At 56.6% G+C, this 14,913-nt stretch carries 17 protein-coding genes; 1 reads left to right on the top strand and 16 read right to left on the bottom strand.

From position 1 onward, the window contains the following. Positions 1-22 precede the first annotated feature (22 nt). The 7 genes from rlmH to leuS all read right to left on the bottom strand — a co-directional run bounded on the left by rlmH (position 23) and on the right by leuS (position 6,393). On the bottom strand, positions 23-493 hold the full coding sequence (gene rlmH, locus QZH36_RS06530) for a 23S rRNA (pseudouridine(1915)-N(3))-methyltransferase RlmH (RefSeq protein ID WP_253454922.1): 471 nt from the start codon (positions 491-493) through the stop codon (positions 23-25). Positions 494-496: 3 nt separating this feature from the next. Beyond that, a complete protein-coding gene (rsfS, locus tag QZH36_RS06525; RefSeq protein ID WP_253454921.1) occupies positions 497-814 on the bottom strand; it encodes a ribosome silencing factor in 318 nt (105 codons plus the stop codon). Positions 815-1,211: 397 nt separating this feature from the next. Further along, on the bottom strand, positions 1,212-1,361 hold the full coding sequence (locus tag QZH36_RS21465) for a hypothetical protein (RefSeq protein ID WP_370734487.1): 150 nt from the start codon (positions 1,359-1,361) through the stop codon (positions 1,212-1,214). Between the two features lie 161 nt (positions 1,362-1,522). After that, entirely contained in the window at positions 1,523-2,182 is a 660-nt protein-coding gene (gene nadD / locus QZH36_RS06515; protein WP_253454920.1) for a nicotinate-nucleotide adenylyltransferase, read from the bottom strand. After that, positions 2,175-3,206: a DNA polymerase III subunit delta gene (gene holA / locus QZH36_RS06510; RefSeq protein ID WP_301252590.1), complete on the bottom strand. Its 1,032-nt coding sequence runs from the start codon at positions 3,204-3,206 to the stop codon at positions 2,175-2,177. Before holA ends, nadD begins: the two co-directional genes overlap by 8 nt. After that, the gene (gene lptE, locus QZH36_RS06505) at positions 3,203-3,796 is read right to left on the bottom strand and encodes an LPS assembly lipoprotein LptE (RefSeq protein WP_301252591.1); all 594 of its coding nucleotides are present in this window, start codon (positions 3,794-3,796) and stop codon (positions 3,203-3,205) included. The genes holA and lptE overlap by 4 nt, the downstream gene beginning before the upstream one ends. A 14-nt stretch (positions 3,797-3,810) precedes the next feature. Further along, the gene (gene leuS / locus QZH36_RS06500) at positions 3,811-6,393 is read right to left on the bottom strand and encodes a leucine--tRNA ligase (RefSeq protein WP_301252592.1); all 2,583 of its coding nucleotides are present in this window, start codon (positions 6,391-6,393) and stop codon (positions 3,811-3,813) included. 241 nt (positions 6,394-6,634) lie between these two features. On the opposite strand from leuS, the gene QZH36_RS06495 reads away from it, so the two are divergent. Then, positions 6,635-7,117, top strand: a complete 483-nt coding sequence (locus tag QZH36_RS06495) for a zinc ribbon-containing protein (protein WP_253454916.1) — start codon at positions 6,635-6,637, stop codon at positions 7,115-7,117. 104 nt (positions 7,118-7,221) lie between these two features. Here QZH36_RS06495 and QZH36_RS06490 read toward each other — a convergent pair whose 3' ends face one another. The 9 genes from QZH36_RS06490 to QZH36_RS06450 form a co-directional block, all read right to left on the bottom strand. Then, positions 7,222-7,947, bottom strand: a complete 726-nt coding sequence (locus tag QZH36_RS06490; RefSeq protein ID WP_253454915.1) for an amino acid ABC transporter ATP-binding protein — start codon at positions 7,945-7,947, stop codon at positions 7,222-7,224. Beyond that, a complete protein-coding gene (gltK, locus tag QZH36_RS06485) occupies positions 7,948-8,625 on the bottom strand; it encodes a glutamate/aspartate ABC transporter permease GltK (RefSeq protein ID WP_253454914.1) in 678 nt (225 codons plus the stop codon). Next, positions 8,625-9,365 carry an amino acid ABC transporter permease gene (locus QZH36_RS06480; RefSeq protein WP_253454913.1) on the bottom strand — a complete coding sequence of 247 codons (741 nt, stop codon included), beginning with the start codon at positions 9,363-9,365 and terminating at the stop codon, positions 8,625-8,627. The genes gltK and QZH36_RS06480 overlap by 1 nt, the downstream gene beginning before the upstream one ends. A gap of 190 nt (positions 9,366-9,555) precedes the next feature. Further along, positions 9,556-10,458 (bottom strand): glutamate/aspartate ABC transporter substrate-binding protein, encoded by a 903-nt coding sequence (locus QZH36_RS06475; protein ID WP_253454912.1) that lies wholly within the window; start codon positions 10,456-10,458, stop codon positions 9,556-9,558. 79 nt (positions 10,459-10,537) lie between these two features. Beyond that, a complete protein-coding gene (locus QZH36_RS06470) occupies positions 10,538-10,759 on the bottom strand; it encodes a hypothetical protein (RefSeq protein ID WP_253454910.1) in 222 nt (73 codons plus the stop codon). A 136-nt stretch (positions 10,760-10,895) separates the two neighbouring features. Continuing rightward, a complete protein-coding gene (gene lnt, locus QZH36_RS06465) occupies positions 10,896-12,428 on the bottom strand; it encodes an apolipoprotein N-acyltransferase (protein ID WP_253454909.1) in 1,533 nt (510 codons plus the stop codon). Between the two features lie 7 nt (positions 12,429-12,435). Then, the gene (gene corC / locus QZH36_RS06460; protein WP_125288572.1) at positions 12,436-13,314 is read right to left on the bottom strand and encodes a CNNM family magnesium/cobalt transport protein CorC; all 879 of its coding nucleotides are present in this window, start codon (positions 13,312-13,314) and stop codon (positions 12,436-12,438) included. Positions 13,315-13,381: 67 nt separating this feature from the next. Next, on the bottom strand, positions 13,382-13,852 hold the full coding sequence (gene ybeY / locus QZH36_RS06455; protein WP_301252594.1) for an rRNA maturation RNase YbeY: 471 nt from the start codon (positions 13,850-13,852) through the stop codon (positions 13,382-13,384). Further along, a complete protein-coding gene (locus QZH36_RS06450) occupies positions 13,849-14,910 on the bottom strand; it encodes a PhoH family protein (protein WP_253454907.1) in 1,062 nt (353 codons plus the stop codon). The genes ybeY and QZH36_RS06450 overlap by 4 nt, the downstream gene beginning before the upstream one ends. Between the last annotated feature and the right edge of the window lie 3 nt (positions 14,911-14,913).

The following is a 14,913-nucleotide window of genomic DNA, read 5'->3' as shown; positions in this document are numbered from 1 at the left end:
CGTTAATCTGTCCAGTTAAGGGCTATTCGCGATGGTAAGGGTGATTAGTGGTAATACTCCATGCCCGATAAAGGCTTTCCGCCACCAGCACGCGCACCAAAGGGTGAGGCAGCGTCAGCGTGGAGAGCGACCAGCTCTGCTCGGCGGCAGCCTTGCAGGCGGGCGCCAGGCCTTCCGGGCCGCCGATCAGCAGGCTGACGTCGCGGCCGTCCTGCTTCCAGCGCTCCAGCTGCGTCGCCAGCTGCGGCGTTTCCCACGGCTGCCCCGGAATATCCAGCGTCACGATGCGGTTGCCTTTGCCCACCGCCGCCAGCATCATTTCGCCTTCCTTTTCCAGAATGCGTTTGATGTCGGCGTTCTTCCCGCGTTTGCCGGCCGGCACTTCAGTCAGCTCAAACGGCATATCCTTGGGAAAACGGCGCAGGTATTCCATAAATCCGGTTTGCACCCAGTCAGGCATTTTCGTGCCGACGGCAACCAGCTGCAGCTTCACGGATTAGCTCCAGAGCTTTTCGAGTTCGTAGAGACGACGGCTCTCTTCCTGCATCACGTGGACGATCACATCGCCCAGATCGACCACCACCCACTCGGCGGCGGCTTTGCCGTCAACGCCCAGCGGCTTCAGCCCCGCCGCGCGCGATTCCTGCACCACGTGATCGGCGATAGAGGCGACATGGCGCGTTGAGGTACCGGTACAGATAATCATGCAGTCGGTGATACTGGATTTGCCCTGTACGTTAACAGTGACAATATCCTGGCCTTTCAAATCGTCAATTTTATCGATGACGAATTCCTGGAGTGCTTGACCTTGCAAAAGGTTCCCCTCTGAATACGGTTGAATGAGATGTCTGTCCGCCAGGCGGAAGCGCTATTATCCCACGTCGGCGCGGAAGATCCACGTTCCTGAGTCGAATAATTGTGAGCTTGTGTAGCCGCCGGGTAAAAAACATGGCAGCGGAGAATAACAGCCCCCGGCTGAGAGTCAATGGCTGCCGGGCCGATAGTTGCCCCGGAGAAGAGATGACGGCCGCAGAGGTAGGGCCGTCGACAGAAAGAAAAAAGCGCAAGCGCGCAACGGCTCTTCCGCCTGTGTTAACGAAGTTGTAGCTTTATGCCGTTAACGGTTATTTGTCGGTTATCACCAGGGCGGGAAAATGCGTTTTAACGCATTCGGTATAGTCGCCTTTTTTGAAGGCGCTATAAGGCGTTTGCTAACCTACCCGCTTACAGGCGTAGCTTTTGCCGCCCGGATTTTTTGCGTTGTAATCCCAGTTCATTTCCCGGTAGATGGGCAGGGCGCTGCCGCCGCACTCGACACGACCGTTGATGACCTGCGCCGTTACGCCGAAACCAGGCACCATGCCAGCCGCTTTAATCCAATGCACTTATAAGAAGGACAAGTTTTGCTAAAAGTAAAGTCTTGATAAAAAAGGAAAGGCATTCTGTAAAAAGGCTGAATCAGCTTCGTACAAAATCCGCTGCTTTATTTAAGGGATATAAAGCAGCGTTATGAACGAAATAATTATTTTTGTGCCGGATAAAGATTTTGCTGGTTTATCCAGTTAATCACTGCCTCTGGCAGCATCCCGTCGCAGGAAAGGCCGGCGCGGCGGCGTTGCCGGATCTCGGTAGCGGAAATCGGCAGCAGCAACGTATCAGCAAGAAAAACCGATCCGGCGGGAAAATGATGCAGCCGCGAAATATCTTCTGTGCGGTGCGTGTCAAGCCAGTGCTGCTGTTCCGGCGTGGCCATGTTTTCGGCATAGCCGGGACGTTTACAAACCAGCAGATGGCAATAATCCAGCAGCTCCTGCCAGCGATGCCATTTATGCAGCGTCAGCAGGGAATCCTGACCGATAATAAACCCCAGCGGCTGCTGTTCTCCACGCTCCCGGCGAAGCTCAATTAATGTATCAATCGTCCACGAGGGAGTCTGACGCTGTAATTCGCGCTGGTCGATATCAAAAAGTGAATTATTAGCGATAGCCAGAGAAAGCATTTTTACGCGCTGGGCCGGAGAGGCTTCCGGCTGAGGGCGATGGGGCGGCACGTTGTTGGGCAACAGGGTAATCTTTTGCAGGCCAAGCCGGGCGGCCAGCGTTTCCACCGGGCGAAGATGGCCGTAGTGGACAGGATCGAAGGTGCCGCCAAACAGCGCCTGGAGCGTGGCCGGTTCAGTCATCGCAGAAGGTCTCGGGAAAAGCAGTGGTGCAGAGCAGCAGCGACAGCGTTTCCAGCTCGCGCCAGACAGCCTGACCATAATCCTGCTTGATCGTCAGTTCGATACGCGTCAGCAGCCTCACCGCCTGCGCCAGCTGTTTCGCCGTCAGCCGCTGCAGGGCCTCCGTAAACAGCGGGCGACGGTTCTGCCAGACGCGATGCTGGTCAAACAGCGTGCGCAGCGGCGCCTGCTGCATTTGCCGCTGTAGCGTCAGCAATGTCAGCAGCTCTCTTTGCAGCGTGCGCAGCAGGATCACCGGCTCGCTCTCTTCCGCTTTAAGCTGACGCAAAATATGCTGCGCCCGCTTGCTTTTGCCGGCCAGCAGCGCATCCACCCAGTGAAAGGGCGTAAAATGGGCGGCGTCATTAACCGCCTGTTCCACTCTGGGCAGCGTTAATTTGCCGTCCGGCCAGAGCAGCGAAAGGCGTTCCAGCGCCTGCGACAGCGCCAGCAGATTGCCTTCGTAGCAGTAGCAGAGCAGCTGCACGGCTGCATCGTCCACCGTCAGCCGCATGCTTTTCGCGCGCGCGTTTACCCAGCGAGGCAGCTGAGCCTGCTCGGGCGTCTGACAGGGCACGATAACCGCGTTGACGCTGAGCGCTTTAAACCACGCGCTGTTTTCCTGAGCTTTGGTCAGTTTAGGCGCGCGCAGCAGCAGCAGAATATCCTCGTGCAGCAGCGTGGACAGCGTCAGCAGCTTTTCCGCTATCGCGGCATTCGGGCCGTTTTCCGGCAGCGACAAAAGCAGCGTCTGGCGGCTGGCGAACAGGCTGAGCGCCTGACAGGTTGAATAGATGGCGTCCCAGTCGGTCTGTTGATCGACCGCGACGCTGAAATGTTCGGTGAAGCCCTGCTGCTGGGCGCCGGCTCGTACGGCATCCTGCGCCTCCTGCAGCAGCAGCGGTTCATTACCGCTCAGAATATAGCAGGCGCGCAGCCCCTCACGGAGCTGCGCGACAAGCTGTTCAGGATAGATCCTGATCATCTGGCGTAAGAGCTATCTGGTAAAACAGCGCGCGATGAAGTCTGGTCAATCGCAGGCGGTGAATTCCCTAGCGTATTGACGGAGCTGTCGTTTTCCGCCGCGTGGACGGTCAGCAGCTTACGCACCAGCTGCTGGGCAGCCTGCACGCGCATTTCACTGATGATGATGTCCTGCTCGGAATCTTTCGCCAGCGCCGCCAGCGGGTTATCAAAGAAGGAGCGATAAACCGTGGCGCTCAGCGGATAGATGCCTTTATTCGGGATCAATACCTGCGCGTTAACGGTCATCACCAGCGAGTACTCGGCGGTTTTACCATCCTGGAAAATAGACGCGGTGTCGCGTCCCTGAGTTTCCGTCCCCAGACGCAGCGACGGCACGTCTTTGCGCAGGCCCGGTTTTTCCAGCACGGTTACGTTGTTAAGACGCAGCTGCTCACGAACGGCACGCGCCAGCGGCCCGTACGGATCGCCCGTATCCACGATCATGGTTTTCATTTCGTGCGGAACCGACGTGGTTCCGCGCAGGTGATAGCCACAGCCGGCGGTAAGCAACACCAGCCCGGCGATAAGCAAAGAGATAATCTGTCGCACGCTTCCTCCTGACATTAACCCACGACCAGGTTAAGCAGCTTGCCCTGAACGTAAATCACTTTACGAATAGTTACGCCATCAAGATATTTTGCGACCAGATGCTCCTGTGCGGCACGCGCCTGCACCTGCTCCTGAGTCGCATCCGCCGGAACGGTGATCTTGCCGCGAACCTTGCCATTTACCTGCACCACCACCAGCAGAGAATCCTCTACCATTGCGGCGTCGTCAGCCTGCGGCCACGGCGCATTATCCACTTCGCCTTCGCCGCCCAGCGCTTCCCACAGGGTGAAGCAGGCGTGCGGGGTGAAAGGATAGAGCATACGCACGACGGCCAGCAGCGCTTCATGCATCAGCGCCCGATCCTGCGGCTCTTCCTGCGGCGCGCGCGCCAGTTTGTTCATCAGCTCCATAATGGCGGCGATGGCGGTGTTAAAGGTCTGGCGACGGCCAATATCGTCCGAGACTTTAGCGATGGTTTTGTGCAGATCGCGACGCAGCGACTTCTGATCTTCATTAAGGCTGTTCAGGTCGAGCGCGCCAGCCGGGCCTTTCGCAGTATGTTCAAAGACCAGCTTCCACACGCGCTTCAGGAAGCGGTTAGCGCCTTCCACGCCGGACTCCTGCCATTCCAGCGTCATTTCGGCCGGAGAGGCGAACATCATAAACAGACGCACGGTATCCGCGCCGTAGCGCTCGACCATGACCTGTGGATCGATACCGTTGTTTTTCGACTTGGACATTTTGCTCATGCCCGCGTACACCAGCTCGTGGCCCGCTTCGTCGGTGGCCTTCACGATGCGGCCTTTTTCGTCGCGCTCGACGGTTACGTCAACCGGCGATACCCAGTTGCGCTCGCCGTTGGCGCCCAGCCAGTAGAAGGCGTCAGCCAGCACCATGCCCTGGCAGAGCAGGCGTTTGGCTGGCTCATTGGAGCTGACCAGACCGGCGTCGCGCAGCAGCTTGTGGAAGAAGCGGAAGTAAAGCAGGTGCATGATCGCGTGTTCGATGCCGCCTACATACTGATCGACCGGCAGCCAGTAATTGGCCGCAGCCGGATCCAGCATCCCTTTGTCGAAATCCGGGCAGGTATAGCGCGCGTAGTACCAGGATGACTCCATGAAGGTGTCGAAGGTGTCGGTTTCACGCAGCGCTGGCCGGCCGTTGACGGTGGTTTTTGCCCACTCGGGATCGGCTTTAATCGGGCTGGTGATGCCGTCCATGGTGACATCTTCCGGCAGGATCACCGGCAGCTGATCTTCCGGCGTCGGCATAACCGTGCCGTCCTCCAGCGTTACCATAGGGATTGGCGCGCCCCAGTAGCGCTGACGGGAAACGCCCCAGTCGCGCAGGCGGTAATTGACCTTGCGCTCACCCACGCCTTTCTCCGCCAGGCGGGTGGCGATGGCGTTAAAGCCTTCTTCATAGGAGAGGCCGTCGAATTCGCCGGAGTTGAACAGCGTGCCTTTTTCGGTCATCGCCGCCGCGCTCAGATCCGGCTCGCTGCCGTCCGCATTGAGGATAACCGGCTTCACCGGCAGATCGTATTTGGTGGCAAACTCCCAGTCACGCTGATCGTGGCCCGGAACGGCCATCACTGCGCCGGTGCCGTATTCCATCAGCACGAAGTTGGCGACCCACACCGGCAGCTGTTCGCCGGTCAGCGGATGCGTGGCGAACAGACCGGTCGCCATGCCTTTTTTCTCCATTGTCGCCATTTCTGCTTCGGCGACTTTGGTGTTGCGGCATTCAGCGATGAAATCCGCCAGCACGGGGTTGTTCATTGCGGCCTGGATGGCCAGCGGATGACCGGCAGCAACACCCAGATAGGTCACGCCCATAAAGGTATCCGGACGCGTAGTATAGACGGTCAGCTTCTCTTCACTGTCTTTGACGTCAAAGGTGATTTCCACGCCTTCGGAGCGGCCAATCCAGTTGCGCTGCATGGTTTTGACCTGCTCAGGCCAGCTTTCCAGCGTGTCCAGATCGTTTAACAGCTCGTCGGCATAGGCGGTGATTTTGATAAACCACTGCGGGATCTCTTTACGCTCGACCTTGCTGTCGCAGCGCCAGCAGCAGCCGTCGATAACCTGTTCGTTAGCCAGCACGGTCTGGTCATTCGGGCACCAGTTAACGGCGGAGGTTTTTTTGTAGACCAGGCCTTTTTCATACAGTTTGGTGAAGAACCACTGCTCCCAGCGATAGTATTCCGGCTGGCAGGTTGCCAGTTCGCGGCTCCAGTCATAGCCAAAGCCCAGCAGCTTAAGCTGGTTCTTCATATAGGCGATATTGTCGTAGGTCCACGGCGCTGGCGCGGTGTTGTTTTTTACCGCGGCGCCTTCGGCAGGCAGGCCAAACGCATCCCAGCCGATAGGCTGCAGCACGTTTTTGCCCAACATGCGCTGATAGCGGGAGATCACGTCGCCGATGGTGTAGTTACGCACGTGGCCCATATGTAGGCGGCCAGAAGGATAGGGCAGCATGGAGAGGCAGTAGTACTTCTCTTTGCCTTCCTCTTCGGTGACTTTAAAGGTTTGCTTCTCGTCCCAGTGCTGTTGAACACGGGATTCTATCTCTTCCGGGCGATATTGCTCTTGCATGGCAGCCAGTGGTCCTTTGTAAATAGCGCCGGGCACCTGGTGAGTCGCGCCGGGCTTAATGTTCGTTCAGATCCGCATAGCATAGCTGATCCGCCCCCGGCGCAACAACAGTAACCGCCCCGACAACGGGCATTTCTCTGCAAGCTGGAAGATGGCAGGCAAATTTCACCGCCGTCCCGCTGCAATAATCCGTTTAGCGCTAAACTGAATGAAGCATATATCGGCACGCTCAGGAGATAAAATGAACAAGGTTGCTCAGTATTATCGTGAACTGGTTTCCTCTCTGACCGAGAGAATTAATAAAGGCGAGCATGATATTGATGCTTTGGTGGAGGCCGCCCGGCAGCGCATGAATAATCGCGGCGAACTGACGCGCAGTCAGATTGACGACGTTACCCGCGCCGTGCGCCGCGATCTGGAAGAGTTCGCCCGCAGCTATACGGAAAATCAGGCGGACAGCGGCGACAGCGTTTTTATGCGGGTTATTCGGGAAAGCGTCTGGAAAGAACTGGCGGATATCACCGACAAGAGCCAGCTGGAGTGGCGCGAGGTTTTCCAGGATTTAAATCATCACGGCGTTTATCAGAGCGGCGAGGTGGTCGGGTTGGGCAATCTGGTCTGCGAAAAATGCCAGTTTACCCGAGCTATCTATACGCCGGAAACGCTGACGCGCTGTCCGGAATGCGGCAACGATCAGTTTCAGCGTCAGGCTTTTGAACCCTGAGCAGCAGGTAAACGCGCGGGCTGCTTTATTGCCCGCGCGGCAGATCCTGGGTCGAATTCCATTTACAGCGCCGGGCCTTTTTACTGCCCGCGCTGGCTCAGGGACTAGTGCAGAATTTTGGCTAAGAAATCTTTCGCACGATCGGAGCTGGGATTATTAAAGAAATCGTCTTTCGGCGAATCCTCAATAATTTTGCCCTCATCCATAAAGATCACCCGGTTCGCCACTTTGCGGGCAAAGCCCATCTCGTGCGTCACCACCATCATGGTCATGCCTTCGTTCGCCAGCTCCACCATTACATCCAACACTTCGTTGATCATTTCCGGATCCAGCGCGGAAGTGGGTTCATCAAACAGCATCGCGACGGGATCCATACAGAGCGCCCGGGCGATAGCCACGCGCTGCTGCTGACCGCCGGAAAGCTGACCGGGATGTTTATTGGCGTGCGCAGACAGCCCTACGCGCTCCAGCAGCTTCAGGCCTTTCTGACGCGCCTCTTCTTTATTACGCCTGAGCACTTTAACCTGCGCCAGCGTCAGGTTTTCCACAATCGTCAGATGCGGGAAAAGCTCAAAATGCTGGAAAACCATGCCGACTTTCGCGCGCAGCTGCGCCAGATTAGTTTTCTTCTCCGTCACCGCCGTGCCGTTGACGGCGATGCTGCCTTGCTGAACGGGTTCAAGACCGTTGACCGTTTTGATCAGCGTCGATTTGCCGGAGCCGGAAGGGCCGCAGACCACGACCACTTCGCCTTTTTTAACTTCGGTAGAGCAGTCGGTCAGTACCTGAAAGTGACCATACCACTTAGAAACGTTTTTCAGGGTAATCATTTAAACCGTCCTTTTTTTCTTCAGATAGCTGACCAAAAGCGAAGCGCTAAGGCTGATAACAAAGTAAACCGCGCCGGCAAACAGCACCATCTCGATCTCGGTGCCGTTATTGATGCCGATAGTGTCGGCGGTGCGGAAGAAGTCGGCAAGGCTGAGGACGTACACCAGCGAAGTATCCTGAAACAGCACGATGCCCTGAGTCAGCAGCAGCGGCACCATGGCGCGAAACGCCTGCGGCAGAATAATCAGCTGCATCGCCTGCCACTGCGTCATGCCCAGCGCCAGCGCGGCCTTGCCCTGACCGCCCGCGATACTCAAAATGCCCGCGCGGATAATTTCCGAATAGTAGGCGGCTTCAAACAAGGCGAAGGCGACCATTGCGGAGATCAGCCGGATATCGGTTTTAGGGGAGATCCCCAGCACCTGCTGTAAAAAGCTGGGCACCACCAGGTAAAACCAGAGCAGCACCATCACCAGCGGGACGGAGCGGAACAGGTTAACGTACAGTTTGGCGAACCAGCTGACGAGCTTAAATCTCGACAGCCGCATCACGGCCAGCAGCGTGCCCCAGATAATGCCGAACACTACGGCGATAGCGGTGATTTTCAGCGTGATAATCATGCCGTTAATCAGGTAGGGCAGATTGGGAACAATGGTGCTCCAGTCAAACTCGTACATTATTTGCCTCCCATGCCGCCGGGCAGGCGCACTTTGCGTTCGACCAGGCTCATCAGCAGCATGATTACGACGTTAATGGCGATGTAGGCCACGGTGATTGCGGTAAAGGATTCATAAGCGTGCGCGGAATAATCCAGCAGTTTACCCGCCTGCGCCGCCATATCGACCAGCCCGATGGTTGAGGCGATAGCGGAGTTTTTTACCAGGTTCAGCATTTCCGAGGTCATCGGCGGCACAATTACCCTGTAGGCGTTGGGCAGCAGCACGTAGCGGTAGGTTTGCGGCAGCGTCAATCCCATCGCCAGGCCGGCATTCTTCTGACCGCGCGGCAGCGACTGAATGGCAGCGCGCACCTGTTCGCAGACGCGAGCGGCGGTGAACAGGCCCAGGCAGAGTACAGAACAGGTGAAAAACTGAATATTGGGATCCAGCTCTGACTTAAACCACATGCCGACGCTTTCCGGCAGCAGCTCCGGCACCACCAGATACCAGATAAAAAACTGTACGATCAGCGGTACGTTGCGGAACAGCTCCACGTAGCAGGTGCCAAGAGCGGAAAGCCAGCGGTTGGGTACGGTACGCAAAATACCGAACAGCGATCCGACACAGAGGGCGATGATCCAGGCGCAGACGGAGACGGCGATGGTGACCTGAAAGCCGGACCACAGCCATCCCAGATAGGTGGTATTACCGAACGGGGCCTGCTGCAGGAAAATACCCCAGTTCCAATCAATAGACATAAGTCACTCCGGTAGAAAAAAGGGTAGCAGCGCTACCCTGAAGATTGATGAGAGGCGTGTTTACCGCGGGGAACGACCGCGGCAAACGTCAGCCTGACTGTCGGCTTGTTGGTGCCGAACTTTTCAGGCCGCTGTCTGTTCTTGCCCGTGTTCAACAATCAAAGGCGGCACGCCGCCCTTATTTTTGTTATTAATTCAGCGCCTTATCATTCGGTGTTTTGAACGTGGCTTTCATATCTTCAGAAAGCGCGAAGTTCATATTCAGGTTTTTAGGCGGAATAGGCTGGGTAAACCATTTGTCGAACCATTTTGTCGCCTCGCCTGACGTCTGCGCTTTAGCGATGGTTTCATCCATCAGCTGTTTAAAGGCGGTATCGCCTTTGCGCAACATACAGCCGTAGGCTTCTTTCGACTGCGGCGTGCCTACGATTTCCCAGTTATCCGGTTTTTTGGCCTTGGCGCGTTCGCCTGCCAGCAGCGCATCGTCCATCATAAAGGCGACGGCACGGCCGCTTTCCAGCGTACGGAACGAGTCGCCGTGATCTTTAGCGCTGATGATACGCATCTCCAGCTTCTTCTCGTCGTTCAGCTTGTGCAGCAGGATCTCAGAGGTAGTGCCGGAAGTGACCACCACGGTTTTGCCTTTCAAATCCGGGAAATCCTTAATCGGACTGCCTTTTTTCACCAGCAAACGGGTGCCGATAACAAAGACGGTATTGGAGAAGGCCGCCTGTTGCTGACGTTCCGCGTTATTAGTGGTAGAGCCGCACTCAAAATCATAGGTGCCGTTTTGCAGCAGCGGGATACGGTTTTGCGAGGTGATCGGCAGCATTTTCACCTGCAGATCGGGCTTGTTCAGTTTGGCTTTGATCGCCGCCACGATGGCGTTGGAATAATCCTGCGAATAGCCGACGACTTTTTGCTGGTTGTCATAGTAAGAAAAAGGAACGGAAGACTCACGATGGCCGACGACGATAACGCCGTTTTTGGCAATTTTGTCCAGCGTGCTTTGCGGGGCATCAGCTGCGTGAGCCACGGCGGAGGACAGGCCAGCCAGTGCCAGCAGGCACAGCCCAGTTTTCCGAAATTTCATCTCCAACTCCTTCGTTGTAAAGCGCCATAACGGTGCGCCGATTGTGATGTTGTGTTTGTAACCGTTTATTGTTGTATTTTCAGCGCCAGGGCCGCGCCGGATAGCCATAACATAGCTGAATGTTAACGGTATGAAACAATAAAGTTTCGGTTTTGCGAAGCGTGCCGCACCAAAATAATGCATTGCCTGAAGGGCTGCCCGCTGGTGGCGCAGAGGACGAGCAGTTATGGTGCATTTCCGGCCAGCCGGTCGCTGTCGCTGACGTTTTCAGCGTAGTCGGGAAATAAATTGCAATCGCCATGCCAGATTTTCCGTATGGCTTTGTTGTGAGTGGTTTTTACGCGGGAAAGGTTCGGAAGAAAGCAGAAAAACGGGATGTGAAAGGCATGGAGGAAATAAAGCGCAGGGAGCCGGCAAAACGCCCTGCGCTTTAACTATCAGCGTCTGTTCCGCCGGCCGGTAAACAGGGCGGCCGCAGCAAACAGCGCTGTCACAATCCATACCGTCCAGTTGCCGAAACGCGCGTACGGCGTAAGTCCACGGGTTGGCGTAACGCCGGTTGCCAGTACATCCGGAACAAATTGCGGGATCATCTCTTCCGCGCTGCCGTCCGCATCAATTACCGCCGTCACGCCGTTGTTGGTATCGCGCAGCAGCGGTCGGCCCAGCTCCAGCGCGCGCATCCGCGCCATCTGGAAATGCTGCCACGGCCCAATGGAATGACCGAACCAGGCATCGTTAGAGATAGTCAGCAGAAAATCGGTATCGGGACGGAAATTATCCCGCAGCTGCTGGCCCAGCACGATTTCATAGCAGATTGCCGCCGTCAGCTTATAGCCGCCCGCCTGGAGCTGCGGCTGGCGATAGGCGCCACGGCTAAACGAAGACATTGGCAGATCGAAAAAGGGCGCCAGCGGACGCAATAACGCCTCCAGCGGCACGAATTCGCCAAATGGCACCAGATGGTTTTTCTGGTAGCGGCTGCCGCTTTCGTAGCTGTAGGGCTGTTTATCACCCAGCACAATGATCGAGTTGTAATCGTGATAGCGATTATTTTCCAGTCGCGAATCGACAATACCAGTGATCAGGCTGCTGCCCTGGGAACGCAGCTCGCGGTCTATGGTTTGCAGGAAAGGCTGCTGATTGGTTTCCAGATCGGGAATAGCCGACTCCGGCCAGATAATCAGCGGCGTCTTATTAACGTAAGGCCGCGTCAGCGCTGTATAGGTTTTCAGCGTGTTGATAAGCTGGTTGGGATCCCATTTCAGCGACTGAGGAATGTTGCCCTGCACCAGCGCGACATTTACCGTGCGTCCGGGCTGCGGCTGATACCAGCTAATCATGCGCAGCGGCCAGGGCAGCAGCAGCAGCGCCAGCGCGCCGACGGCCGCTATCCAGCTGCGTTTTGCCGCAGCAAAGACCACCAGCCCGGCGACGATGGTCAGGACAAAGGTAATGCCCTCCACGCCCGTCAGCGGCCCCAGCCCTTTTAGCGGCCCGTCAATCTGGCTGTAGCCAAATTGCAGCCACGGGAAGCCAGTGAGCACCCAGCCGCGCAGAAACTCGGTGATTTGCCACAGTACGGGCGCGGCCAGCGCCAGCCGCGTCAGCGAGGTTTTGGGGAACAGCCGGTTCAGCAGAGCGGCAAACAGCATGGTGTAGAGCGCAAGGTAAGCCGCCAGCAGGATCACCAGAAAAACGTTGACCGGGCCAGGCATGCCGCCAAACGTGGCGATACTGACATAGACCCAGTTAACGCCGCTGCCGAACAGGCCGAAACCCCAGACGAAACCGATAGCGGTTGCCTGGCGCGTCGAGCGGTTAAGGGTCAGCGCCAGCAGGCCGCAAAGCGAAACCAGCGCGGCGGGCCAGAAATCATAAGGCGAAAACGCCAGGGTGCCAGCGGCACCCGTCAGCAGCGCTAAAAGCAGGCGAACCCGCTGGCGCTGGTATAAAGAGGCAATAGCCATAGGGAAATTATTCTTCCAGTATCGGTTGCGTCGCGTTTTCCGGAATTTTGACGTGCACCTGAATAATACGGCGGCTGTCGGCCATGGCGACCTTGAACTGATAGCCTTCAATTTCGATGCTTTCGCCGCGCGCGGGCAGATGCCCGAACGCCTGCATCACCAGCCCGCCGATAGTATCCACTTCCTCATCGCTGAAGTGCGTTTCAAAGACCTCGTTGAAATCTTCAATCGGCGTCAGGGCGCGGATGGTGTAGGTATGACGGCTCAGCTGACGAATATCGCGATCTTCCTCGTCATCATATTCGTCTTCGATTTCGCCGACGATCAGCTCCAGAATATCTTCAATGGTGACCAGACCGGATACGCCGCCGAACTCATCAATCACAATCGCCATATGGTAGCGCTGCGAGCGAAACTCTTTCAGCATCCGGTCGACGCGCTTGCTCTCCGGCACCACTACGGCCGGACGCAGCACTTTTTCGATGCTGAACGGGGCGGATTCGCTACTCATAAAAGGCAGCAAATCTTTCGCCATCAGAATGCCTTCGACATGATCCTTATCTTCGCTGATAACCGGAAAGCGCGAGTGGGCGGATTCGATAATGGTATCCAGGCACTCGTCGAGCGACTGGTTACGCTTCAGCGTCACCATCTGCGAGCGCGGGATCATAATGTCACGCACGCGCTGTTCAGCGATATCCATGACCCCTTCAAGCATGTCGCGGGTATCCTGGTCTATCAGCTCGTTCTGCTCGGAATCGCGGATTAGCTCCAGCAGATCGTCGCGGTTTTTAGGCTCACCGTGAAACAGCTGGTTGAGGATAAGGGTGAAAAATCCCTTTTTGCTACTGGGACTGTCGTTGTTCTGTGAATGGTCATCGCTCATGGCGTTTTTGTTTCTGTCACTCTTGCTGAGATTAAGGGTGTCCCTTCCGGTGGGGAAGGGACGCGGTTTAGAACTCTTTCTCCGAAATGTACGGGTCGGCATAACCAAGAGCAAGCATTATCTCGGTCTCGATCGCCTCCATCTCTTCGGCTTCGTCATCTTCGATATGATCATAGCCCAGCAGATGCAGGCTGCCGTGAATGACCATATGCGCCCAGTGCGCCAGCAGCGGTTTTTCCTGCTCTGCCGCTTCCTGCTCCACCACCTGGCGACAGATGATCAGGTCGCCCAGCAGCGGCAGCTCAATGCCCGGCGGCGCTTCAAAAGGAAACGACAGCACGTTAGTGGGTTTGTCCTTGCTGCGATAGGTGTGGTTCAGCTCGCGGCTTTCTGCCTCATCCACCACGCGGATCGTTACTTCGCTTTCTTCCTGAAACTGCGGCAGCACCGCTTCCAGCCAGCGCTGAAAATCCGCTTCGGCCGGTAAACCTTCCGGCTGTTCGCACGCCAGCTGTAAATCCAGTATTACGGTACTCATTTCTGCTCCTGCGCGGCCTGCTGCAGCGCCAGCGCCTCGCGTTTACGTTCTTCGGCCAGCGCGTCACGGCGCTTCTGGTCGGCGGCTTCCCAGGCTTCATAGGCGATAACCACGCGGGCGACCACCGGGTGACGCACAACGTCCTCGCTGTGGAAGAAGTTAAAGCTGATCTCTTCCACGTCGGCCAGCACTTCAATCGCGTGGCGCAGGCCCGATTTCAGGTTGCGCGGCAGGTCAATCTGTGTGACGTCGCCGGTGATGACCGCTTTGGAGTTGAAGCCGATGCGGGTCAGGAACATCTTCATCTGTTCGATAGTGGTGTTCTGACTTTCATCCAGAATGATAAAGGCGTCGTTCAGCGTGCGGCCGCGCATATAGGCCAGCGGCGCGACTTCAATCACGTTGCGCTCAATCAGCTTTTCCACGCGCTCGAAGCCCAGCATTTCAAACAGGGCGTCATACAGCGGACGCAGGTAAGGATCGACCTTCTGGCTCAGATCGCCGGGCAGAAAGCCCAGCTTTTCGCCAGCTTCCACCGCCGGACGCGTCAGCAGGATACGGCGCACTTCCTGACGCTCCAGCGCGTCTACCGCCGCGGCTACCGCCAGGTAAGTTTTCCCGGTACCGGCCGGGCCGACACCAAAAGTGATATCGTGATCGAGCATATTTGCCACGTACTGCGCCTGGTTAGGCGTACGCGGTTTGATGACGCCGCGTTTGGTCTTGATGGTGACCGCTTTGCCATATTCCGGCACGCTCTCCGCCGACTGTTCCAGCACCCGGCTCTCTTTGATCGCCAGATGGATCTGCTCGGGATCGATATCCGGGATATTGCCGCGTACGGGAGCCGTATCGACATAAAGGTCGCGCAGAATACGAACGGCGGCGTCGACAATCAGTGATTTGCCCGTCAGCTTAAAGGCGTTATCGCGACGATTAATCTCAATGCCTAACCGGCGTTCCAGCTGCTTGATATTGTCGTCGAACGGGCCGCACAGGCTCAGCAGACGATGATTATCAGCAGGATCTAAAGTGATTTCGCGTGTTTCAATATTCAAACT

This window comes from Erwinia wuhanensis (assembly GCF_030484085.1).
Taxonomy (GTDB): domain Bacteria; phylum Pseudomonadota; class Gammaproteobacteria; order Enterobacterales; family Enterobacteriaceae; genus Erwinia; species Erwinia aeris.
The sequence above is the reverse complement of the archived record's forward strand: the minus strand, read 5'-3'. Positions and strand labels throughout refer to the sequence as shown.